This is a genomic window from Eubacterium segne (assembly GCF_014287775.1).
GTDB classification, from domain to species: Bacteria; Bacillota; Clostridia; order Lachnospirales; family Lachnospiraceae; genus Eubacterium_G; species Eubacterium_G segne.
Window position 1 is genome coordinate 169,694 of record NZ_JACOOZ010000004.1, and the last position, 23,774, is coordinate 193,467.

General features: G+C 37.9%; 13 protein-coding genes and 1 other annotated feature. All 13 genes read right to left on the reverse strand.

Annotated elements, in window-relative coordinates:
- Positions 1-63 precede the first annotated feature (63 nt).
- A complete protein-coding gene (gene upp, locus H8S00_RS07205; RefSeq protein ID WP_186840314.1) occupies positions 64-693 on the reverse strand; it encodes a uracil phosphoribosyltransferase in 630 nt (209 codons plus the stop codon).
- A 30-nt stretch (positions 694-723) separates the two neighbouring features.
- Entirely contained in the window at positions 724-1,176 is a 453-nt protein-coding gene (locus tag H8S00_RS07210; protein WP_021953510.1) for an arsenate reductase/protein-tyrosine-phosphatase family protein, read from the reverse strand.
- 25 nt (positions 1,177-1,201) lie between these two features.
- On the reverse strand, positions 1,202-2,281 hold the full coding sequence (locus tag H8S00_RS07215) for an L-threonylcarbamoyladenylate synthase (RefSeq protein WP_021953511.1): 1,080 nt from the start codon (positions 2,279-2,281) through the stop codon (positions 1,202-1,204).
- Positions 2,282-2,381: 100 nt separating this feature from the next.
- A complete protein-coding gene (locus H8S00_RS07220) occupies positions 2,382-3,089 on the reverse strand; it encodes an N-acetylmuramoyl-L-alanine amidase family protein (RefSeq protein ID WP_186840315.1) in 708 nt (235 codons plus the stop codon).
- Positions 3,090-3,168: 79 nt separating this feature from the next.
- Entirely contained in the window at positions 3,169-5,136 is a 1,968-nt protein-coding gene (locus H8S00_RS07225; protein WP_186840316.1) for a glycosyl hydrolase, read from the reverse strand.
- 112 nt (positions 5,137-5,248) lie between these two features.
- On the reverse strand, positions 5,249-8,704 hold the full coding sequence (locus H8S00_RS07230) for a CARDB domain-containing protein (protein WP_186840317.1): 3,456 nt from the start codon (positions 8,702-8,704) through the stop codon (positions 5,249-5,251).
- Between the two features lie 106 nt (positions 8,705-8,810).
- Positions 8,811-13,154, reverse strand: a complete 4,344-nt coding sequence (locus H8S00_RS07235) for a CARDB domain-containing protein (RefSeq protein ID WP_186840318.1) — start codon at positions 13,152-13,154, stop codon at positions 8,811-8,813.
- A 360-nt stretch (positions 13,155-13,514) separates the two neighbouring features.
- Positions 13,515-17,675 carry a CARDB domain-containing protein gene (locus H8S00_RS07240; protein ID WP_186840319.1) on the reverse strand — a complete coding sequence of 1,387 codons (4,161 nt, stop codon included), beginning with the start codon at positions 17,673-17,675 and terminating at the stop codon, positions 13,515-13,517.
- Between the two features lie 219 nt (positions 17,676-17,894).
- Complete coding sequence (gene rsmA / locus H8S00_RS07245) at positions 17,895-18,758, reverse strand: 16S rRNA (adenine(1518)-N(6)/adenine(1519)-N(6))-dimethyltransferase RsmA (RefSeq protein ID WP_186840320.1); 864 nt, start codon at positions 18,756-18,758, stop codon at positions 17,895-17,897.
- Between the two features lie 3 nt (positions 18,759-18,761).
- A complete protein-coding gene (locus H8S00_RS07250; protein ID WP_021953516.1) occupies positions 18,762-19,538 on the reverse strand; it encodes a TatD family hydrolase in 777 nt (258 codons plus the stop codon).
- A gap of 102 nt (positions 19,539-19,640) precedes the next feature.
- Positions 19,641-21,590 (reverse strand): methionine--tRNA ligase, encoded by a 1,950-nt coding sequence (gene metG, locus H8S00_RS07255; RefSeq protein ID WP_186840321.1) that lies wholly within the window; start codon positions 21,588-21,590, stop codon positions 19,641-19,643.
- Positions 21,591-21,721: 131 nt separating this feature from the next.
- Positions 21,722-21,969 (reverse strand) — a binding site (T-box leader).
- A 133-nt stretch (positions 21,970-22,102) separates the two neighbouring features.
- Complete coding sequence (locus tag H8S00_RS07260) at positions 22,103-22,780, reverse strand: fructose-6-phosphate aldolase (protein WP_021953521.1); 678 nt, start codon at positions 22,778-22,780, stop codon at positions 22,103-22,105.
- Positions 22,781-22,855: 75 nt separating this feature from the next.
- Positions 22,856-23,773: a glycyl-radical enzyme activating protein gene (locus H8S00_RS07265; protein ID WP_366459592.1), complete on the reverse strand. Its 918-nt coding sequence runs from the start codon at positions 23,771-23,773 to the stop codon at positions 22,856-22,858.
- Position 23,774: the final 1 nt, after the last annotated feature.

A 23,774-nucleotide genomic window follows, 5' to 3' on the forward strand; every position in this document is an offset into this window, starting at 1 on the left:
AGTATTTTTCAACAAAACCCATTGTCCGTTGGTTAAACCTTGGCAATGGGTTTTATATTATTTCTATTTTGTTCCAAAAATACGGTCTCCCGCATCTCCTAATCCCGGAATAATGTATTTATGCTCATTTAATCTTTCATCTAATGCACCAATGTACATATCCACATCCGGATGTGCTTTCTGCATAGCTTTTACTCCCTCAGGGGCAGCAATAATACACATAAGGGTAATATTTTTAACTCCCTTATCCTTAAGCATCTGTATTGCAGCTACTGAAGAACCTCCTGTAGCTAACATAGGATCAACCACAAATACCTCTCTCTTATCACAGTCTTCAGGCAGCTTGCAGTAATACTCGTGAGGCAATGCCGTAACCGGGTCTCTGTATAATCCGATATGACCTACCTTTGCTGATGGAATCATTGCAAGCATTCCGTCAACCATACCAAGTCCTGCTCTTAAAATCGGAACGATTGCCAACTTCTTTCCACCTAACTGCTTAACTGTTGTTTCACATATAGGTGTCTTAATTTTAACATCTTCTAATTCTAAGTCTCTTGTTGCTTCATAAGTCATAAGCATTGCTATTTCGCTTATTAACTGTCTGAAATCCTTTGTTCCTGTTTCTTCTTTTCTAATAATACCTATTTTGTGCTGAATCAATGGATGATCCATTACTACTGTCTTTGCCATGACATTTCCTCCGTATCTTATTATATTTATTTATGCCTTAATACCTTTAAGTTTATTCGCAAGCTTCTTTATAACCTCGTCTAAAGTCTCGTATAATTTTGCATAATCTGCAAGTTCTCCCCCGTCCGGATTAGTTATACTTCCATCTTCGTTTATATATTCCTTCAAAGTATAAACATTTTCAGCCTCTGTATAATCATCATATACCGTCTGCTTTTTGGTTGCATCAAGAACCAATACAAGTACATCTCCTCCAAAATCTTCCGATTCAAGCTGCTTGGAACTTCTGTTTATTTCAAGTCCCTTTGAAGCCGCAATGGCTACAGTTTTCGGATTCATAGGTTCCGGAAAAAGAACCGCCAATCCTCTTGAATCTATGTCCACTCTTTCAAGGGGAAGATAATGATTTAGAAGCGATGCAGCCAATGGTCCTGTTGACGTATCCGTTTCAGTTACGAACAATATTCTTGAAAATTCTAGCATCTTACCTCCCAACTTTTACAAACAATTATACATCTATAATGTTGTAACCTGCTGCTTTTGTAAGTCTGTTCATAATTGCCCATCCAACGTTATGTTGTGAAAATGCCTCACCAAAAATAAATTTTGTACCTGCCTTATCAAAATCCCTAAGAGTTTTAAACAGCATGTTGGCAATAGTTTCAGGCTTATCCAAATTCCCCAGTGATACTACCATTATGTCTTTATTAAGCTTTCTCTGATACAGATTAAGGTGCTGGTCAACCGTTATCACTCCGGTCTTAAAACCTTTATCTGCTTTTTCATTTGCAAGCATAATTATTTTATCTGCCACCTTTTCAGCAGTACCTCTATAAATACTATAGTCTGCTTCCGGTGCATAATGTCTGTATTTCATTCCCGGTGCTTTTGGTTTAAAATCAGCCGTAGGCTTCGATAATATAGCCTTGTCCACACCAACCTCGCCTATTACATCCTTAATCATTTCGTATGTAATAAACCCCGGTCTTAAAATCATAGGTGTCTTAGATGTAACATCTATAATCGTAGATTCCAATCCCATTCCTACCATTCCGCCATCAATAATCATGTCAATTCTTCCATCTAAATCATCAATAACATGTTCTCCCATAGTAGGGCTTGGCTTTCCTGATAAATTTGCACTAGGTGCTGCTATGCTGACACCTGATTTTTCAATTAATTCCAGTGCAATAGGATGATTAGGGAATCTCACTGCCACCGTATCAAGTCCTCCTGTGGTTCCCTTGGGTACTAACCCGCTTTTATTAAATATAAGTGTCATAGGCCCCGGCCAGAAAGCATCCATAAGCTTCTTTGCCACCTCCGGCACCTGTGTAACAATGTCATCAAGCATATTAAGATTTGATATATGAACTATTAAAGGATTGTCTGACGGTCTTCCTTTTGCCTCATAAACCTTCTTTGCTGCCTCTTCATCTAAAGCATTGGCTCCCAATCCGTAAACAGTCTCCGTTGGGAAGGCAACCAGTCCGCCATTTCTGATAATTTCTCCTGCCTTTTCTAACTGACTAACAGCAAAATCATCCTTTAAGTTATCTTTATCTATCTTTACAATTATAGTCTTCATCTTGCGCCTCACCTGACATATACTTGTTATATTTTATCATATGTACCTTCAAAATACAATGTTAGCCCATATTAACCTGTCCCTATTTTTCCCTATACATCTACTTGGTTTCTGTCATTTCGCTAAAATAATCCATAATTCCCCTGCAAAGTATATCTCCTAACTGTTTTTGATAATCACTGTTGGTTAGATTATCTGCTTCTTCAGGGTTACTTAAAAAACCACACTCTACAATGATTCCCGGACATTTTGAATTTATCAGCATATAATAACTGTCATTAGGCTTTTCGTTTTTTGCCTTCTCCATATTAATATCCTTATTGAATTTTTCCTGCATTATTTTTGCCAATTTCATACTTTGGGCAGATTTCTGATAATAAAATACCTGTGCACCATGAACTGATTGACCTGTGAAGCTGTTTTGGTGAACACTTATTAACACACATTTATTGTTATTATCATAAGCCTTGTTTATTATGCTACACCTTCCGTTTAAATCACCGATTTTTGAAAATCTGCCATTTTCCTTTAATGATGTATCCGTATCTCGTGTCATAACAACATTAATACCTTTTTTCTGTAATATATCCCGAAGCTGTAACGCAATGGCAAGATTAACGTCTTTTTCTTTAGCATTATTTATTCCTACTTTTCCCGGGTCTTCTCCCCCATGTCCCGGGTCAATTACCACTATGTAATCTTTCTCCTTTGTCTTAACTGTGCTTTCCCTGTTTTCAACTACTTTGTTCATATTGCAGGCAATTAACGTCACTGACATTAACAAAACCAGAGACATGAAAATTTCCATTTTTTTGCTATACTTAATAAATTCCGTCACTATTCTACCCTACATGCTTTTTATACAATATATGTAGGGTAGTTGCTTTTTATTTTACAATACTTCCTGACCATTCAAAATTAATTTTTTTATAGGATGGCTCTACTACGGAAATAATTGAGTCATACAGGTAATCATGACCTGATGCCGTTTTCATTAACTTGTTTTCGTACATTGCCTCAGCAATATTATATATTGAATAGGAATGTACCTTTCCATAGACATATGTACCATCACTTAACACTGCATATGCCCTGACCTTATATTTTGTGGAAAATTCCTGAGAATTATTTTTTTCAAAAAGCATAGTCATTACATAATTATTCTCTCCATCCTTATAGCCCATTAATCCATTTTGTGTGGATTCGAAGGATTTTATATAATCATTTTCATTTCCCACATACATTTCATCATCAGATATGTTATTTGTAACATCTCCTGTCTTTTCCAAAGCATATACAAAGCCTGTTTTTTCAACATTCTTTTCGTTTATTTCAGGTTTTACCCCACTTACAACCCTTATTCCACCTAATGTTGTACTAATCTGGTATCCCCTGATACTTACATCATCACTTACATTTAAAGTTTCTTTTCCCTTTAAATCCGGTAAATCATTTCGCACAATTGTGTTTTCAGCCCAATATAGGTTTTGGATTTCGCTGTTTGTATTATGGGAGAACGTAAGCTCTGCCCAGCTCATTACAAAACTCCATCTTGGTTGCTCCTTCAACTGCTGCGCAGTAGGAAGTTTGTCACACTCCCCTATGGCTATCAGCTTATTTTCTGCCACACTTAATGCCTGATTATATTTATATTCTGTAAAATAATCGCTATTATATATGTCTACTGCAAAAATATCCCAATAATCATTTCCCGGATTATATTCACTCCAGTCATAAGATAAATCCTGCATATCCCAAACCCATATAATATTATCAAGTCCTTTTTCCTTTTCAAGATAATCTCTTGTTAAACGGTACAATGCTCCGGTTCCGTTAGTGCCTTTTCTGCCTGCCCACCAGAACATACTTTGGTTCATTTCGTGGAAAGGTCTGAATAAAACCGGAACCCCATTATCTTTTAAGTAAGAGATATACTGTGCATATGTATCCAGTCTTTTCTTCCATGCCTTATTCAATTCACCACCATTTGTTATCAGGCTACTCCACTGTTCATCCGTCAGTTTACTTACAACTCCGCCATCCCAGTTTCCTGCCTCTGCCTGTGTAGGCGGTGTAACATGTAACATAAGCTGAACTATTGAGCCATTTTCCCATTGCTTTTTACATTCATATATCATATTCCATCTGTTTGAAACATCTGATGACGAAAATAGGAAATCTCCACTCCAAAGTGCCGGATACTGTCCTGTTACGGCATACGCCTGATTTGTCTGTTTTGAAGGTTCCGAATTTGGCTCACGGTTATGTATTCCAACAATGGTTTTCTGTCCCTGCATACTGTATAAATATTCCATAACCTTTTTTCTGGCACTTGCAGCATCGCTTTTTATTGTACTACCTCCTACGCTGTCCTTATATATCTCGAATTCATAAATTGAGAAACCATACTCCGTTGCACGTTTTATACAATAGATTTTTACATATCTGGCACTTACCGGCGTAAATTCAATGGTTTGTGTTCCACCTGTGGCATTATAATTTTCATATACAGTTGTCCAGGTTGTATTGTCATTTGACACCTGTACCTGAAATTGTGATGCATAAGCAGCTTCCCATGCTACTTTCACTGTTGATATGGTATATGACTGCCACAAATCCACAATCAGGTTCTGATTATCTGCAAATTCAGATGCCCAACGTGTTGTTCCGTCTCCATCTACAGCATTAGACGCCAAATATTCGTCTGATTCTACAGATGATGCTGTAATGGTTCTTTTATAGGCTATATTTTCTGTATCTGCAGCCTTTATATTCATATTTTTTACTTCTGACAATCCTGTTGTTATAATCATTAATGCCATCAAAAAAACAGCAATTATTCTTTTAGACTTCATAAAATATTCTTCCCTTTCCATGTTTTTGTTACTCATCTAAAATTAATGAAACCGCTATGCTGACATTATCAACATAACGGTTTCATAGCAAAAGAGAAATACAAATTTCTACTTATAAGCTTGTTACAATATCTGACCAATCATAGTCAACCTGTTTATATGATGGATTTACCAATTTCAAAATGCTATCGTACAAATATGTATGACCTGCATTTGTAGGCATTTTTCCACCATCGTATAATGCTGATGCCACATTATATACAGAATATGAATAAATATCACTATATACATATGAGCCATCACTTAAAACAGCATATGCTCTTACTTTGTATTTTGCTGTATATTCCTGTACTGTCTGGTTCTCAAATAATGTTGTCATTACATAATACTGAGCTGTCTTTGAGCTTCCAAATACTTTATCAACATTTCCATTGTTAGTTGATTCAAATGATGCAACATAATAGTTGTCAGCTGATACTGTCATATCGATATTCTTTACACCTGTATCCTTATCACCAAGTTTTGTTAATGCATATACAAGTCCATGTTTTACAACATTCTTGCCATTAACTGTTGGTTCAACAGATGCCACAACTCTGCTTCCCTTTAATGTTGAGCTAATCTGATATCCTACAACGTTTACATCCTTGCTTGTTACAACTGTTTCAGTACCAGGCTCTGTTGGTGTTTCTGTAGGTTTCTCTGTTGGCTGCTCAATTTCTCCTGTATTATCTAAGTCATCCGGCTTATCAGGATTTTCAATATACTGTACTCCGCCGTAAGGTACAGTGATTGTCTTTGTATATTTGTTGTTAGTTTCATTCATTTCGCCAAATACATTACTGTCATCAGCCCATGCTGTTACAGTATGTGATCCGGTTGTTGCTGTCCATGAACTTCCACTATTTCCACCGGTTGCTGTTAATTTAATTACCTGTCCCGGCTGAAGTCCATCAAAATACTGGTCATTCCATGTAATTGGAGATGGATATGGATTTCCATCAATCTGGAACTGTACACCTAATTTCTGACCTGCAGGAATTGCTGTATCTCCGGCATTTACAATAGTAGCTGTAAATGTAAGTGCATCTCCTACATTGATAATCTCTTTATCCCACGTAACATCTAAAACCTGAATATCATATCTTCCTGTTACAGGTGTATAAGTAGGTTCTCTGTCAGGAGCTTCCTGAACGTTAAATGATTTTGATCTTGTGTTGTTATCCTTTGAAAGCTCATTTGGAAGTTTATTTCTATAATCCACTGTAGCTTCAATTGTATGTCCACCTGCTGTTGCTGTCCATGTAGAGGTTGGTGAAAGCTTAATTGTTTCTCCTGCCTTTAAACCACCTTTATATGTTGTGTTTGTGTAACTTCCTTTTCCATCTACAGTTATTTTAATCTGAATTGCTACTCCTTCAGGAATATCTACATTTGATGTATTCTTAACTGCAGTTGTAAATGTTACTTTGTCACCTTCTTCAATAGATGAAGAATTGCTTTCATTTTTCCATGAAAGACCTGCAAGTGCAACGTCATATCCTGTAATTCCGTCTAACGGATCTATAACTCCACCACCCTGTGAAGTATCTGCTTCCGGATAACCCGGAACTTCATATGTAACATCATCATCTAAAAGTGTCACTGTATCATTGCCTGCTAAATTTTTAGGTGTAGCATTATCTGTATAGAAAGGCCATGTACTTGTGTTCTTTCCTGTCTGGTCAGAAACAACCGCACCAACAGTAAGTCCGTTAAATACAGCTGATGAATTTGCATTTTCTCTGATTGCTGCTCCTGAATAACCTGAGCTTGAGAAATCAGAAATCTGTTTTGAAAGACCTGCACCTAAAATTGTAGTATCATTAAATGTGATATTACTATAACTTGTTCCTAAAAGTCTTATTGCAGTAAACGGTGAATCGTAAATCTGTGTATTATTAAATACAATATTTTTTACTTCCTGTTCAAAGTCAATAGCCGCATAATCTCTTCCCCAACATTCTTTTGGTGTACCACATCTTACAAGAATGTTGTTGTCAAATGTATTAGGTGTAGAACCTGAGAATTTGTATCCAGGGAATGTTGTATTAAAGTGAATACCTGCTGCCATAAATGAGTCACATAAATAGTTGTTGTAAACCTTGTGACCCTGACCACCATAGATTGCCAATAAACCGGCTCTCCATCCTAAGTCAATTGTGTTATATGCAAATACGTTATTTACTTCATCTTTTGCACCCATGGTCTGGTCATTCCACATTGCCAAGCCATCATCACCATTGTTTCGTACTGAACAGTTATATACTACTGCATTACTTGTTCCCTGACAGAAGTTTACACCGTCAGCTAAGTTATTTCTAATTCTGCTATTTACAACTTTAACTCCATCACAGTAATCGATTTTTCCATTGTAATCGCCAAACCAGAAACCACACTCAAAGTGTTCTTCCCAAATATCATGAATTACGGAGCCATCTGCCCATATATCCATAAAGCATTTATAAATTGCCTGTTCATTATGTCTTGAACGTAATCCTGAGTTAAGATACATATTACAGAACTCAACATTTTTACAATATCCGTCAGCTACTGTGCTTCCCTTTGCATTTGGGTTTCCGCCTGAAACACCACCACCGGAAACTTCTTCACTTGTAAACTGAATATTTGTGTACCAAATTCCGGCACCTGTAATCTTCATATTTTCAGCACCGATAGTCCACATTCCGTCTAATAAATATGTACCTTCCGGAATGTATAAATCCATTCCCTTCTTATCCGCATCTGCTACTGCCTGCTTAAATGCTGCTGTATTTTTGCTGGCAATTGCAGCATCAAATGTATCACGGTCTCCATGTTCACCATAAGCTACAGCACCATATTCTTCAACACTTACTGAATTATCAGGCTGTTCAATTGCTTCCGGTACATCCTCGATTTCAAGGAAATCAACACCATATTCATATCCACCTGCACCTGTGCTTTGAATTTTAATCTTATCACCACTCTTTAATGGTGTATCAAGAAGAAAATGTACTTCATCAAATGCAAATGCGCCTATTGCTCCTGCACTATCGCTTGGGCTTCCACTACCAAAGTTAAAATACTGCCACATCCAGAATGAATCTAATTTTACGGTTTTTACTTTTTTGTTATTTACATATACATCCAGAGAACCCTTTACACCTGTTCCACCATTTCCGTCAGGCAGTGTAAATCTCATTGTTACACCTGCTCCTGTTGTTTTCATGGTCCATTCTACGGATGAACCACTTCCCGGAAGTCCTACATAGGACTGTGCTGAAGCCTGAGTTGCAATATTATTAGGATTCCAATCTGTAGATGTCTTAAGTATTGCTCCTCCGCTAAGCACTGCATCTGTTGAATCATATCTTGTGTATGGCATTTTTGCTCCTACACGTCCGTTTGCATCTGCTGTCGGAATAGTAAATTGATCCGCAACACCTGCTGCTTTTACTTCTTCCTGACCTTTCTTCAAAGCAACCGGCTGCACTGTCATTGCCAGTGCCAATGTGACTGCTAATACTTTTTTTACAATCTTTCTCATTAATTACTCCTTTCCGTTAGGTTTGCAGAAAGAGAGAACCAGCCCCCCAGTCAGTTCTCTCCTTCACTTTTAAAAGTTTTTTCCATAATTAATATTTAATTAATGACTATTCTATCTCAGAAGCATCAGCTACTGTATTTCCCCAATTGTAATCAACCTGTGCATAATCAGGGTTTACAACCTTAAGGATGTTGTTGTACAGGTAATCATGGGCTGTGATTGTATTCATCATCTTGTTTGAATACAATGTATCTGCTATGTCATATACTGAGTATGAGCTTACCTTGCTGTATACATATGTTCCATCACTAAGCTCTGCATATGCTCTTACCTTATACTGTGCTGAATATTCTTTTGCTGTGTTTGCTCCAAACAGTGTTGTTCTTACAAAGTATGTTGCTGTGTCTGATGATCCGAACTTAACATTTTCTGCTGTTCCAACCGGTGTTGACTCAAGTGCTGTTACATACTTACTTGTTGTTCCAACTACCATGTCATCATCTGATACGTCAAATGATGCATCTCCTGCCTTGGTTACTGCATATATGAATCCCCAGTTCTTAACTGCCTTATTGTTGATTGTAGGTTCTACTGATCCAACCACTCTGCTTCCTCCAAGGGTTGTGCTAATCTGGTATCCTTCAATCTTTACGCTGCTGCTTATTGTTACCTTTCCGGGATCGATAACTATGTTATCAAGATCATCCGGTGTGTCAGGATTTTCAATGAGTCCTGCACTTGGTACAACAAGTGTGATGCCTGTTGTGTTATTGTTTTCGTTTACTTCATTTGGAAGACGGTTTACATCATCTACCCATGCTGTAACTGTATGTGTTCCGTTTGTTGCACTCCAGTAATTTATTCCGTTTGAACCTGAGTTACATGTAAGCTTGATTGATGCTCCTGCCTTAAGTCCGCTTGAATATGTGACACACCATCTGATGTCTGATGTGTTTCCATCTACATGTAACTGGTATCCGATTACTGTTCCTGCAGGAATGTCTGTATCTCCCGCATTCATTACTGTTGCTGTAAATACTAAATGGTCTCCTGCATTTACTGTATTCTTATCATATTCAATGTCTGTTACCACAAGGTCATATCCTCCTGTAACCTTTGTTACGTTGGCTGACTTTCTTCCTACATTGAATTTCTTTGTTACTGAGTTCTGTGAATCTCCTGTTGCAGTTGCCACTACTGTGTGTCCGCCATATCCTGCTGTCCATGTTGTTGTGGCTGTAACCTTAACTGTTTCTCCTGCCTTGAGTCCACCTGTATATGCTTCATTCTTAACTGTTGTGCTTCCGTCTATTACCGCCTTGAATCCGATTGCCTGACCTGCAGGAATGTCATCTCCTGTGTTGTTGTAAAGCAATGCTGTAAACTTAACTGCGTCACCTTCCTTAAGTTCTGATAAACCTGATGCATTCTCCCATGCAAGTCCCTGTACTGAAAGCTCGTACTTAACTTCCGGTGCTTTTGTTGTTGGTTCCGGTGCCTTTGTTGTTGGAGCTTCTGTCGGTTTCTGTGTAGGTGCTACTGTAGGCGCCTGGGTTGGAGCCTCTGTTGGCTTCTGTGTAGGTGCTACTGTAGTAGGAGTCGGCTTTGTAGGCTGTTCCTCACCACCACCTGTTCCTGTAAAGTCGTCAGGGCTGTCAGGATCATCAAAATACTGTGTTCCACCAAATGGTACTTTTAATGAAATAGTTGTCTTGTTATTGCTTTCATCTACTTCACTAATTAATCCACTATCATCAACCCATGCTGTTACTGTATGTGTTCCTTCTTCTGCTGTCCAGTATGCACCATCTGAACCATTACCGCCGTTAGCTGTAAGCTGTACGCTTTCTCCCGGCTGTAATCCTGAATAATATGTATCACACCATGTAATAGGTGATGGGTATGCTTTTCCATCAATCTGGAACTGTACACCAATCTTTGTACCTGCGGCAATTGCTGTATCACCTGCATTTACTACTGTTGCTGTAAACTGAAGTTTATCTCCTGTTGCAATCTTGTCCTGTCCGTATGTAATATCTGTTACCACAAGATCTCCACCCCCTGTTACTCTCTTAACAGTTGTGCTTGAACCTGTATCAGCAACATTTATTTTCTTTGTTCTTGTATTATTGTTTTCATCTAATTCATCAGGTAACTTGTTTGAATCATCAACAACTGCTTCTACTGTATGTCCGCCCTTAGTAGCTGACCATATACTTGTAAGAGTAATTGCCGCTGTAGCTCCTGCCTTAAGTCCTGATTTGAATTTTGTATACTTAAATGATGTTGTATCATCAATTGTAACCTTAACAGGAATTGTTACTCCCTCAGGAATATCCACATTACTGTCATTCTTAATCTGCATTGTAAACTGAACTTTATCACCATGTTTAAGAACTGATGAACCGTCTGCATTAGCCCACGCAAGACCTGTTACAATAAGATCATATCCTGTAATTCCATCAAGTGGATTAACTATTCCACCACCCTGCTCACCGTTTACGGCATTTGGATATCCAGGAACAATGTATGTTGTATCTTCGTCGTATACTGTAACTGTGCTGTTTCCTGCAATGTTCTGTGGTGTCTGTCTGTCTGTCCAGTATGGCCATGTTGTATTTGCCTGACCTGCATTATTTGCATACTTATCAGGGCGGATACCTGCAATTTCAAGTCCGTTAAACTTAACGCTGGTACCAGCCGGCTCTCTGATTGCTACAGGTGAATGGGTATTACATGAGAATGTAATATCCTGTCCTGAGAGACCTGCACCAAAAATCTTTGTATTATTAAATGTAATTCCACTACAGTTATTGTCTAATATTCTGATAGCTGTAAACGGTGAATCATAAATCTGTGTATTGTTAAATGTTACATTTTTAACATCCTGCTTAATATCAATAGCTGACAAATCTTCTCCCCAGCTGTCTGAGTTTGTACCACATCTTACAAGAATATTGTTATCAAATGAAATTCCTGTCGTATTTCCAAACTTATAGCCCGGGAATGTTGTATTCAAATGAATACCGGATGCCATAAACATATCGCATATGTAGTTGTTGTAAATCTTATGTCCGTCACCACCGTAGATAGCTATACCACCGGCTCTCCAAACAAAGTCAATTGTGTTGTATGCAAATATATTTCCTTTTTCATCCTTTGCATTCATATATGTGTTATTCCACATAGCAAGACCGTCGTCACCGTTGTTTCTTATTGAACAATTGTAAACAGCAGCATTGCTGGTACCCTGACAGAAGTTAACACCGTCAGCTAAGTTATTTCTAATTCTACAATTTACTACTTTAACGTCATCGCTATAATCAAGTGCACCATTGTAATCACCAAACCAGAAACCACATTCAAAATGGTCTTCCCATACATCATGGATTACTGTTCCATCTGCAAATATATCCATAAAACATTTATATACTGCATTTTCACCATATCTTGAACGAAGGTTTGAATTAATATACATATTACAAAATTCAAGGTTCTTACAATAACCATCACCTGATGTTCCATCACCGGCATTTGGGTTACCACCTGAGATACCACCACCAAAAGCTTCTGAGCTGGTAAACTGAAGGTTTGTATACCACATTCCGGCACCTGTAATCTTCATGTTAGAACATCCAATGTTCCACATACCGCTTAAATGGAATGTTCCTTCAGGGAAGTATACATCCATATTGTTTGCATCTGCATCTCTTACAGCTGCTCTGATTGCATCTAAATCATCAATTCCATCATCAGGAATAGCACCGTAATCCTCTACGTTAACTGAATTATCAGGCTGCTCTATAGGATTTGGTACATTTTCAATTTCAAGGAAGTCAACACCGTATTCAACTCCGCTTGCACCTGTACTCTGAATACGAATTTTATCTCCTTCTTTTAATTGTTTATCTAATTTAAAATGAACCTCATCAAATGCGAAACATCCTGTTCCTCCCGGTGTATCACTTGGGCTTCCACCTGAGAAATACTGCCACATCCAATATGAATTAAGGTTAACTGTCTGTGCATAAGTGCCGTTTACATATACATCAACTGAACCTTTAATACCCATACCATCTGATGAATCAGGCATTGTAAATCTCATTGTTACACCTGAGCCTGTTGTGTTCATAGTCCATTCAGCATATGAACCGTTGCTTGGAAGTGCTACATAAGACTGCTCTGATGCCTGAGTAGCAATATTGCTCTTAGCCCAGTCTACTGAAGTCTTAAGTGTCGCTCCACCCCCAAGAGTAGCTACTGTTGAATCATATCTTGTGTATGGCATTTCTGCCCCCACTCTGCCACTTGCACTGGCTGCAGGTATTTCGAACTTATCTGCCACGCCAACTGCATTAACCTGTTTGCTTCCAAAATAGCCATTTACAGGTTGAAATGTCATTGCACATGCTAATACTAACGCACATGCTTTTTTGATACTTCTTCTCATAAATACTTCTCCCTTTTAAAATAAAACCACTATGCGTTTAACGTTAAACTAAACTTAACACGACTAAAGTTTTTTGTCAATTTGTTTAAAACTAATTTTTTTCACATATTTTTCGCATTTATTTTGTGCATTTTGCACAAGTGTTATATATTTACACTATATTTGCATTTATTTTACGTAAAAAAACGTTATTATACGCTCTTTATACAAAATATGTGTTTTAATATATTTTAAGTAATATCATTTTTCTTAAATATATCATTATTTAATAACCGATATTAAATAAAAAGGAAGGAATAACACCCGACAACTATGTCACCGGGCATTATCCCTTCCTTTTAAAACCTTGAATGTTTTTTATTACTGTACAGTTGATACATCAACAACTGTGTTACTCCAATTGTAATCAACCTGTGCATAATCAGGGTTTACAACCTTAAGGATGTTGTTGTACAGGTAATCATGGGCTGTGATTGTATTCATCATCTTGTTTGAATACAATGTATCTGCTATGTCATATACTGAGTATGAGCTTACCTTGCTGTATACATATGTTCCATCACTAAGCTCTGCATATGCTCTTACCTTATACTGTGCTGAGTATTCTTTTGCTGTGTTTGCTCCAAACAGTGTTGTTCTTACAAAGTATGTTGCTGTGTCTGATGATCCGAACTTAACATTTTCTGCTGTTCCAACCGGTGTTGACTCAAGTGCTGTTACATACTTACTTGTTGTTCCAACTACCATGTCATCATCTGATACGTCAAATGATGCATCTCCTGCCTTGGTTACTGCATATATGAATCCCCAGTTCTTAACTTCCTTATTGTTGATTGTAGGTTCTACTGATCCAACCACTCTGCTTCCTCCAAGGGTTGTGCTAATCTGGTATCCTTCAATCTTTACGCTGCTGCTTATTGTTACCTTTCCGGGATCGATAACTATGTTATCAAGATCATCCGGTGTGTCAGGATTTTCAATGAGTCCTGCACTTGGTACAACAAGTGTGATGCCTGTTGTGTTATTGTTTTCGTTTACTTCATTTGGAAGACGGTTTACATCATCTACCCATGCTGTAACTGTATGTGTTCCGTTTGTTGCACTCCAGTAATTTATTCCGTTTGAACCTGAGTTACATGTAAGCTTGATTGATGCTCCTGCCTTAAGTCCGCTTGAATATGTGTCACACCATCTGATGTCTGATGTGTTTCCGTCTACCTGTAACTGGTATCCGATTACTGTTCCTGCAGGAATGTCTGTATCTCCCACATTCATTACTGTTGCTGTAAATACTAAATGGTCTCCTGCATTTACTGTATTCTTATCATATTCAATGTCTGTTACCACAAGGTCATATCCTCCTGTAACTCTTGTTACGTTGGCTGACTTTCTTCCTACATTGAATTTCTTTGTTACTGAGTTCTGTGAATCTCCTGTTGCAGTTGCCACTACTGTGTGTCCGCCATATCCTGCTGTCCATGTTGTTGTGGCTGTTACCTTAACTGTTTCTCCTGCCTTGAGTCCACCTGTATATGCTTCATTCTTAACTGTTGTGCTTCCGTCTATTACCGCCTTGAATCCGATTGCCTGACCTGCAGGAATGTCATCTCCTGTGTTGTTGTAAAGCAATGCTGTAAACTTAACTGCGTCACCTTCCTTAAGTTCTGATGAACCTGATGCATTCTCCCATGCAAGTCCCTGTACTGAAAGCTCGTACTTAACTTCCGGTGCTTTTGTTGTTGGTTCCGGTGCCTTTGTTGTTGGAGCTTCTGTCGGTTTCTGTGTAGGTGCTACTGTAGGAGCCTGTGTAGGTTCCGGTGTATTTGTTGTTGTTTCTTCTCCATCTGATAAATCAGGAAGTGTATCTGTAAGCCATGCCTGTTCAATTGATACTGCTCCTGCTGCTCCTGTTGCTCCTGTATGAACATGGAATGCTGAGAAGAATGATGGTGATACACCTGTTGCACCTAAATCTACTACAACTGTCTTTGTAGCTGAGCTATCATCAAATGATGTTCCTGCTACTGTCTTAAATGGTTTATTTGTTCCATCATTATTCTGATTTGGATCAAACCAATATACTGCTGTAGGTGGGTTTGCATTATCACCTAATCTCATTGATGTAATATCACCTGAATATGTAACTACAAGATATTTCATTGATGATGAAATTGAATCTGATAAAGTTGCATATTTCTGCCATTTATAATCTGTTGTCCATGAGTAAGAACCTTCAAAACTTGTAAGTTCAACATCACCTGCACCAGGTCCTAAAGGTTTCTTTGTAGGAGCTTCTGTTGGTAATGTTTCTGACGGATCTCTTGTTGTTACTTCAGGATCTGTCTCCGGCTCTGTACCTTCTTTAACTATCTTCTGTCCGTTTGTAATGTCATAACCAGGAAAACTGTTTGCATTTGAGTTAGCTGTGTATACTCCACCACTGTATGTGTAATTTCCACCGGCATCAATTCCAAATTTGTAATTTGTATTTCCATATGCACTTTCGCTTGATGGAATAGTTGGAAGGTTGCTTGCATCATCACAGTAATATGGCCAATGCTTATCAGCACTCTCTGAAAGATATTTTGTTACTACGTTCTTTACAAGTAAATTCTTATATGTAATGTTTGTTCCGCTCTGTCTTACAGCAACTTCGCTATGTTTGCTACATGAGTAATCATCATTCATCTTATCAAGGCCAACACCAAAAATTAATGTGTTGTTCATTGATACACCTTTACCATTAAAATTAAATGTACGAATACCATTAGCCTGAGCATCATATATTTCATTGTTACTAAATGTTACATTATTTACTCCACCTGAAACATCAATTGCTCCAAGACTCTCGTTCCATGAATCTTTATTTGTACCTGTTCTTACAAGAACGTTATTTGCTACTTCGATTTTTGTTGTGTTGTTAAACTGGCATCCTGAGAAGTTTGTATTCATATGGATACCTGCTGCTGTAAATGTATCTCGGATGTAGTTGTTGTATACCTTATGACCTTCACCACCGTAAACAGCAATACCACCTGCTCTCCAGATAAATTCAACTGTATTGTAGCAGAATGTGTTATTGTATTCATCATCCGGCTGGAAGTCTGTTGCGTTCCACATTGCAAGTCCGTCATCACCGTTGTTTCTTATGTCACAGTTATGAACATTTGAATCTCTTGTTCCCTGACAGAAGTTAATACCATCGGCAAAGTTATTACGAACTCTACAATTGTAAATATTTAAATCACTTTCTTTGTTAATTGAATTGCTATCGTATCTTCCAATCCAGAAACCACATTCAAAATGTTCTTCCCAAACATCGTGGATACTTGTTCCTTTTGCAAACAAATCTCTAAAGCACTTGTAATTTGCCTGCTGGTCAAATCTTGAATGAAGGTTTGAATTGATATACATATTACAGAATTCTACGCCCTGGCAATAACCTGTCTTCTCACCACAGATACCACCTGAACCCATACCTGAGTTAGTGAACTGTAATTTTGTATACCACATACCTGCACCTGTAATCTTTACGCCGTCAGCTGCAAGAATCCATGTTTCATTCATATAATGAACACCTGATGCAAGGTATAAAATCTTATTTCCTGCTTCAGCTTTCTTGATGTAACTTTCCATCTGTGACTGTGTATGTGTTCCTGCAGGTACTACTGTTGCTCCACTTGGTGCGCTAATGTAATCTGTATATTCAACTTCAATAAAGTCGATTCCAAGTGTGTAGTCTCCTGTATTTGTAATAGTAATTGTACTTCCACCTGTTAATGGTTCGCTAAGTCTGAAATGTACTTCATCAAAAGCAAATGCAGGTGTACCGTTACTATTGTTAGCATCAACAGGATGTCCACTTGGGAAATACTGCCATGCATAGTCTGATGTAACCTTTACCTCACTGCTTGATAAATATGTATTATATCTCTTTGATGAATCTTCATTGTCATAACCCTGAACAGATGCACCATTGCTTGCCTTTACTGAAAACTTGCTCTGAAGTCCAAGTGGTTTTCCTGCACCGTCGCTTCCACCGCTTCCGTCAGGCAATGTGTATCTTACGTTGACACCGTCTCCTCCACGTCCTGTTTTAATAGTCCATGTAATTGACTGACCTTTTCCCAATTCAACATATGACTGGTTTGATGCCTGGCTGGCAACGTTAGATCTGTCCCAATCTAATGATTCTTTCTTTGTTCCTGTATAGTTATCCTGATAAGATACTGTTCCTTCGTCCATTGCAGCTAAATTCTTTGCATTGTTTGTGTAAGAATTTTCAATTGCCGCAGGGCTTGTGTCGTATCTGAAATATGGCATCTTAGCGCCTACCTGCCATTCAGTATTGTTCTGTGCAGCTTCTAATCTTGACTGTGCTGCCGGTACATCGGCTGTATTAGTAGCCGGTGCTGCTTCAACTGTATTAGGTGATAAATTAAAGAATTTACCTGATACAGGCTGAACCACCATTGCTGCTGTCAATGAAAGTGCTACAACTTTTTTGATTAACTTTCTCATATATACCTCTTCCTTTCTTTAAATTTCCCCACTTCTGCTAAGTTTAACGTTAAACTAAGCTTATCACGGATTTGAGCTTTAGTCAATTTGTTTAAATCTGATTTTTTCAACAGATTTTTGTTTATTTTTTTGTGCATTTTGTACAAAAATAGAGAGTAACACCTATTGTTACCCTCTATATTATGCATAAAAACGTTATTAACTATTTTATTTTTATATCTATTTTCCCATCAGTGCATTACTAAGCATTGCGAATTCTTCCAGAGTCAGTTTCTCGCCTCTTATGTTTTCGTCCTTTCCTATAGCTTTTATGGCATCTGCAATCTGTTCCTTGGTAAAGTCAAGTTCCGAAGAGTTCTTAAGACCATTAACTAAAGTCTTTCTTCTCTGATTAAATGAAGCCCTTATTATTCTAAACATAAGTCCCTCATCTGCTACTGAAACTACCTGCTGTGTATGTCTTGTAAGCTTAATTACTGCGGAATCAACATTCGGTCTTGGCATAAAGCAGTTTGCCGATACATTAAGCACAACTTTCGCATCTGCATAATACTGTACTGCCAAAGACAACGCTCCGTAGTCCTTACTTCCGGGGCCTGTCTGCATTCTGTCTGCCACCTCTTTTTGAACCATAATTGTAATGCTGTCTATTGGAACCTTACTTTCAAACAATCCCATAATAATAGGTGTTGTTATATAATATGGAAGGTTTGCCACGACTTTTATAGGTTTTCCACCGTTTTTTTCTTCTGCCAATGATTTTATGTCAACCTTTAATACATCCTCATTTATAACTTCAACATTATCATATTCAGATAATGTATCCTTCAAAATAGGTATAAGCATCTTATCAATTTCCACTGCCACAACCTGCTTTGCCGCCTCACAGAGATACTGCGTCATGGTTCCGATTCCCGGGCCGATTTCCAATACAAAATCATCTTTTGTAATTCCTGCTGCACTTACAATATTTTCTAATATGTTAGAATCTATAAGAAAATTCTGTCCGAATTTCTTTTGAAAGGCAAATCCGTATTTGTTTATTATCTCTTTTGTTGCTGCCGGTGTTCCAAGATACGCCATTATTTATATCCTCTTTCTTCCTATACCATATACATTTTTTGCATTTTCACATGTTATGTCAATAACCTCAGTAGGACTGATGCCCTTAATTTCAGCTATTTTATTTACAACATAAGGCAGATTAAATGAATCATTTCGCTTTCCTCTGTTAGGAACAGGTGACATATATGGGCAATCTGTTTCAATAACCATCTTATCCATTGGCATGTATTCTACCACTTCCTGAAGCTTTCTTGCATTGGAAAAAGTAACAACTCCGCCAATTCCCAAATAAAAGCCCATGTCCATAAACTGTTTCGCCATTTCCTTCGTGTATGAGAAGCAGTGAACAATTCCACCCATTTCGTCAGCCCTGTTAGCCTTCATGACATCATATGTATCCTTAGCAGCGTCACGGCTGTGAATAATAATAGGAAGCTGTGCCTCTCTCGCTATTTGCATCTGACGCTCAAAAGCTTTTATTTGCTGGTCTTTGTTTTCATTCCAATGATAATCCAATCCGATTTCCCCTACGGCAACAATCTTTGGCTTGTAAACACTGCGCTCTAACCATTCATAATCTTCTTCAGTTAAATCAGCCACATCATCCGGATGCACTCCAAGGGCTCCATATACATAAGGAAACCTTCTTGTAAGTCCTATGGTAGTCTTACATGAATGAATGGATGCTCCCACATTTACTATGTATTCAACCCCTCTGTTTCTCATACGTTCTAAAATCTGTTCACGATCATCATCAAATGCCTCATCATCATAATGAGCATGTGTATCAAAAATCATATTTCCTCCAACTTTTCCTTCATAAATGCTGACGGTAAAATGCACAATCCCACTCCCTAAGGAATGGGATTTTACATAACTTATAAAGTTTCTCTTTATATTTTAGCAGATTTCACTTCCACTTACTATATCTTTATCTACAGTTACTACTGAAAGATTTCCCTCATCATCCCCGGCTGCAAGTATCATTCCCTGAGACTCAACACCACAGAGCTTACAAGGCTTTAAGTTTGTAATAACGGCAACCTTCTTTCCTACCATCTCTTCAGGCTTATAATATTTAGCTATTCCGGATACTATCTGGCGGGTTTCTGCTCCAATCTTAATCTGTGAAACAAGAAGCTTTTTAGCCTTTGGAACCGGCTCACACTTAATTACCTCACCTACCTGAATCTGAACCTTGTCAAAATCATCAATTGTAATCTCAGGTTTAGCCTCTACTTCCGGATATTTTTCTCCTTCAGTATCTTTTTTCTGGGCTGCCTTAATTTCTTCAACTTTTTCCATAACGTCCTTTATGTCCATTCTGGCAAATAAAATTTCCGGCTTTTCAGTAACCTTATTACCTGATTTGTATTTGCCAAATTCTTCCATATCGTCAAAAGCTCTTGCTTCTGCGTTAATCTGCTGAAGAATTTTCTTTGATGTTTCAGGCATAAATGGCTCTAAAAGGCTTGCGCCAATATTAATACCTTCAATTAAATTGTAAAGCACTGTTGCAAGTCTGTCCTTCTTGTCTTCTTCCTTTGCCAGTGCCCAAGGCATTGTTTCATCAATATATTTATTACATCTCTTAAATAATGCAAAAATTTCAGTAATTGCATCTGCAACTCTAAGTTTATCCATTTTTTCAGCTGCCTTTTTAGGTGCTGCAAGAACAGTTTCCTTAAAGTCTGCGTCTACATCATCGCTAACCCCTTTATTTTCAACAGCTCCATTAAAATACTTATTTGACATGGAAATTGTTCTGTTTACAAGATTTCCCAATGTATTTGCCAGGTCAGAGTTCATTCTCTCAACCATAAGCTCCCATGTTATTGTTCCATCGTTGTCAAAAGGCATTTCGTGAAGAACAAAATATCTTACCGCATCAACTCCAAATAAGTTAGCCAAATCATCAGCGTAAATAACATTTCCCTTTGACTTACTCATTTTTCCGTCTCCCTGTAATAACCAAGGATGTCCGAAAATCTGCTTTGGAAGAGGAACGTCAAGAGCCATAAGCATTATCGGCCAGTAAATTGTATGGAAACGGAGAATATCCTTGCCAATAAGATGTAAATCTGCCGGCCAGTATTTGTTATATAACTCATCATTGTTTCCGTCTACGTCGTATCCAAGTCCTGTAATGTAGTTTGATAAAGCATCTATCCAAACATAGATAACGTGCTTTGGATCAAAGTCAACAGGTACCCCCCACTTAAATGAAGTTCTGGATACACACAAATCCTGCAACCCCGGAAGAAGGAAGTTGTTCATCATTTCATTCTTTCTGGATTCCGGCTGTATAAATTCAGGATGTGTATTAATATGTTCAATAAGTCTGTCTGCGTACTTGCTCATTCTAAAGAAGTATGCCTCTTCCTTCGCCGGTGTACACTCCCTTCCACAGTCAGGACATTTGCCGTCTACTAACTGTGATTCCGTGAAAAATGACTCACAAGGTGTGCAGTACATTCCCTCATAATATCCTTTGTAAATATCACCCTGGTCATAAAGCTTCTTAAAAATCTTCTGAACCTGTTTCTCGTGATATTCATCTGTTGTTCTTATAAATTTGTCATATGATGTTCCTACAAGATCCCAAATTGTTTTGATTTCTCCTGAAACTTTGTCAACAAATTCCTTTGGAGTAACTCCGGCTTCTGCTGCTTTTAACTCAATTTTCTGTCCATGCTCATCTGTTCCTGTCTGGAATCTTACGTCATATCCCTGCTGTCTTTTGAAACGTACAATGCTATCTGCCAAAATTGCCTCATAAGTATTTCCAATATGAGGCTTGCCTGATGTGTACGCAATTGCTGTTGTTAAATAAAATGTTTTCTTTGTCATCTTTTTTCTCCTTATATTTATTATCTGCTATTTTTTGCAATTATTAACATATTTGTGAAACCTTTATTTAATATAATGTAAGTACTACTGCCACCATGCTTACACAAATAAAAATAACTCCCATCTTTTTTTGCAAAGACGAGAGTTCAAACTTCGTGGTACCACTTTACTTCATATAAAGATGTTGTATCTTTATATCTCATTTGCGCTGTAACGGGTGCAACCGTCAATAGCTACTTCCAGAAATGGAATATATCCCATCTGTTTCACCATTGCTGCTCCAGGGCCATGTTCAGTAGTTTCTCTCACTGCCCGCTTCCACCTTACCGGGCTCTCTTTAAGCGAATCCGCTACCTACTCTTCCTTTCGTGGCATTTGTCTTCTGCTCATAATTCTATTATTTTATGGGCATTTTGTCAACAAAATATCATTAGGTGGGAATGGTATTATGATCACCTTAAAAATGGCGGGCTCCGCTACCGGAAACCCGCCTATTAGAAAGAGATTGTGAATTAGCAATTTGCCATTGTTTTTCCTTCTCCTGTAATTGACTCAAAGTCTTTGTTAAATGCGTCGATTGCTGCGTCGATTGCTGCATTTTTAATAAGACCTTCAATTACGTCTGTTGCTACTGTAGATGCCCCTATTCCATATTTAGTAAGTTCAAGTACCTGCTGTGAATTCTTGAAGCTTGCTGCAAGAACTTCACATGGAAGATTGTTATTTTCAAAAATATCCTGAATATCCATAGCTACCTGAACGCCGTTATATCCAAAGTTATCAATTCTATTAATGTACGGTGCTGTATATTTTGCACCGGCTTTTGCTGCTAAAAATGCCTGCATTGGTGTGTAAATAGCTGTTGCTGTAATGTTTACTCCCTCTGCTGCTAAAGCCTTCATTGCCTTAAGTCCCTGTGGTGTTGTAGGAACCTTTACAAATGTATTTTCTCCTAATTTTTCTCTAATTACTTTAGCTTCTTCAATCATGCCTTCTGCATCTTTTGAAACTACCTGAACATGAAGTTCTCCGTCTTTTCCAACGATTTCCCTCAGTTCTGAGAGAACCTCATATGGATTTCTTCCACTTTTAGCCAAAATAGACGGATTAGTTGTAACACCATCACAAGGATATAATTCCCAAACTTTTTTTACCTTCTCAATGTTTGCGTCATCAATAATTAACTTCATCTTTTTTACCTCCAAAATTCTCTCTTTCTATATTTAATTAACCGCCGTTAATTATTTACTTATACTTCTAATTACTTATATTTCCAATATAAGGTTCTTCACGCCATTGTCTGTGGCAATTTTTCCAAATGCCCTCATCTGGTCATCGCTGTATAACGGCGGATTGTTTTTAAAACAAAATTCCTTATCCACCATGTCATACTTTGCCTGTGCCAATGGATTGTAATTTAAAATCTCGTATTTGACTTCCGGGTACAAACCGCTTATAAACTTTGCAATTCCTGCAATATTTTCTTCAGTCGCAGTCATACCAGGTATTAGTGGTGTTCTTATTATAACATTTTCTTTCTTTTCTGACATAAGCAGCCACTTCAAATTTTGCACTATCCTAGTGTTATCTACGCCCGTATACTTTTTATGAAGGTTGCTATCCATTATTTTTAGGTCTGCGTATACATAGTCAATATACTTCATGGCTTCCTTATATATAGGCATAGGAATATGAGATGCCGTCTCAATGGTGGTAGTTATGTTTTTTTCTTTTAAACCTTTTAAAATTTCAATAGCAAATTCATGTTGAAACAAAGGCTCACCACCGGACAGGGTAACCCCGCCACCGTATTTAAAAAACGGTGCATCCTTACAGGCTTCCTCCACTACCTCCTTAGATGTCATTTCCGTAGAATCCATGGTTAGTGCCACTGCCGGACAACTATCAATTATATTATGCCAGTTCTCCACCTTGGAAACATCCAGCTTTATCTTTCCGTCAACTTCCGTTACGCCACCGTTTTCCGCCAAATGCACACATGTATTACAATGTATGCATTTATTTGGGAAATACAGAGGTCTTTGTTTAATTGAAATCCCCTCAGGATTCTGACACCAGACACAGTTTAAGGTACATCCCTTAAGAAAAACCGTTGTCCTGATGCCATGTCCGTCATGGGTAGAAAATCTCTTAAAATCGAAAACGTAACCTTTCAAATTCACA

Bases quoted from the DNA above. Each gene is read 5' to 3' on its own strand.
- H8S00_RS07220 (WP_186840315.1), bottom strand. From the start codon at position 3,089: ATGGAAATTTTCATGTCTCTGGTTTTGTTAATGTCAGTGACGTTAATT.
- H8S00_RS07240 (WP_186840319.1), bottom strand. From the start codon at position 17,675: ATGAGAAAGTTAATCAAAAAAGTTGTAGCACTTTCATTGACAGCAGCA.
- rsmA (WP_186840320.1), bottom strand. From the start codon at position 18,758: ATGGCGTATCTTGGAACACCGGCAGCAACAAAAGAGATAATAAACAAA.
- H8S00_RS07210 (WP_021953510.1), bottom strand. From the start codon at position 1,176: ATGCTAGAATTTTCAAGAATATTGTTCGTAACTGAAACGGATACGTCA.
- H8S00_RS07235 (WP_186840318.1), bottom strand. From the start codon at position 13,154: ATGAGAAGAAGTATCAAAAAAGCATGTGCGTTAGTATTAGCATGTGCA.
- H8S00_RS07250 (WP_021953516.1), bottom strand. From the start codon at position 19,538: ATGATTTTTGATACACATGCTCATTATGATGATGAGGCATTTGATGAT.
- H8S00_RS07230 (WP_186840317.1), bottom strand. From the start codon at position 8,704: ATGAGAAAGATTGTAAAAAAAGTATTAGCAGTCACATTGGCACTGGCA.
- H8S00_RS07260 (WP_021953521.1), bottom strand. From the start codon at position 22,780: ATGAAGTTAATTATTGATGACGCAAACATTGAGAAGGTAAAAAAAGTT.
- metG (WP_186840321.1), bottom strand. From the start codon at position 21,590: ATGACAAAGAAAACATTTTATTTAACAACAGCAATTGCGTACACATCA.
- H8S00_RS07225 (WP_186840316.1), bottom strand. From the start codon at position 5,136: ATGAAGTCTAAAAGAATAATTGCTGTTTTTTTGATGGCATTAATGATT.
- upp (WP_186840314.1), bottom strand. From the start codon at position 693: ATGGCAAAGACAGTAGTAATGGATCATCCATTGATTCAGCACAAAATA.
- H8S00_RS07215 (WP_021953511.1), bottom strand. From the start codon at position 2,281: ATGAAGACTATAATTGTAAAGATAGATAAAGATAACTTAAAGGATGAT.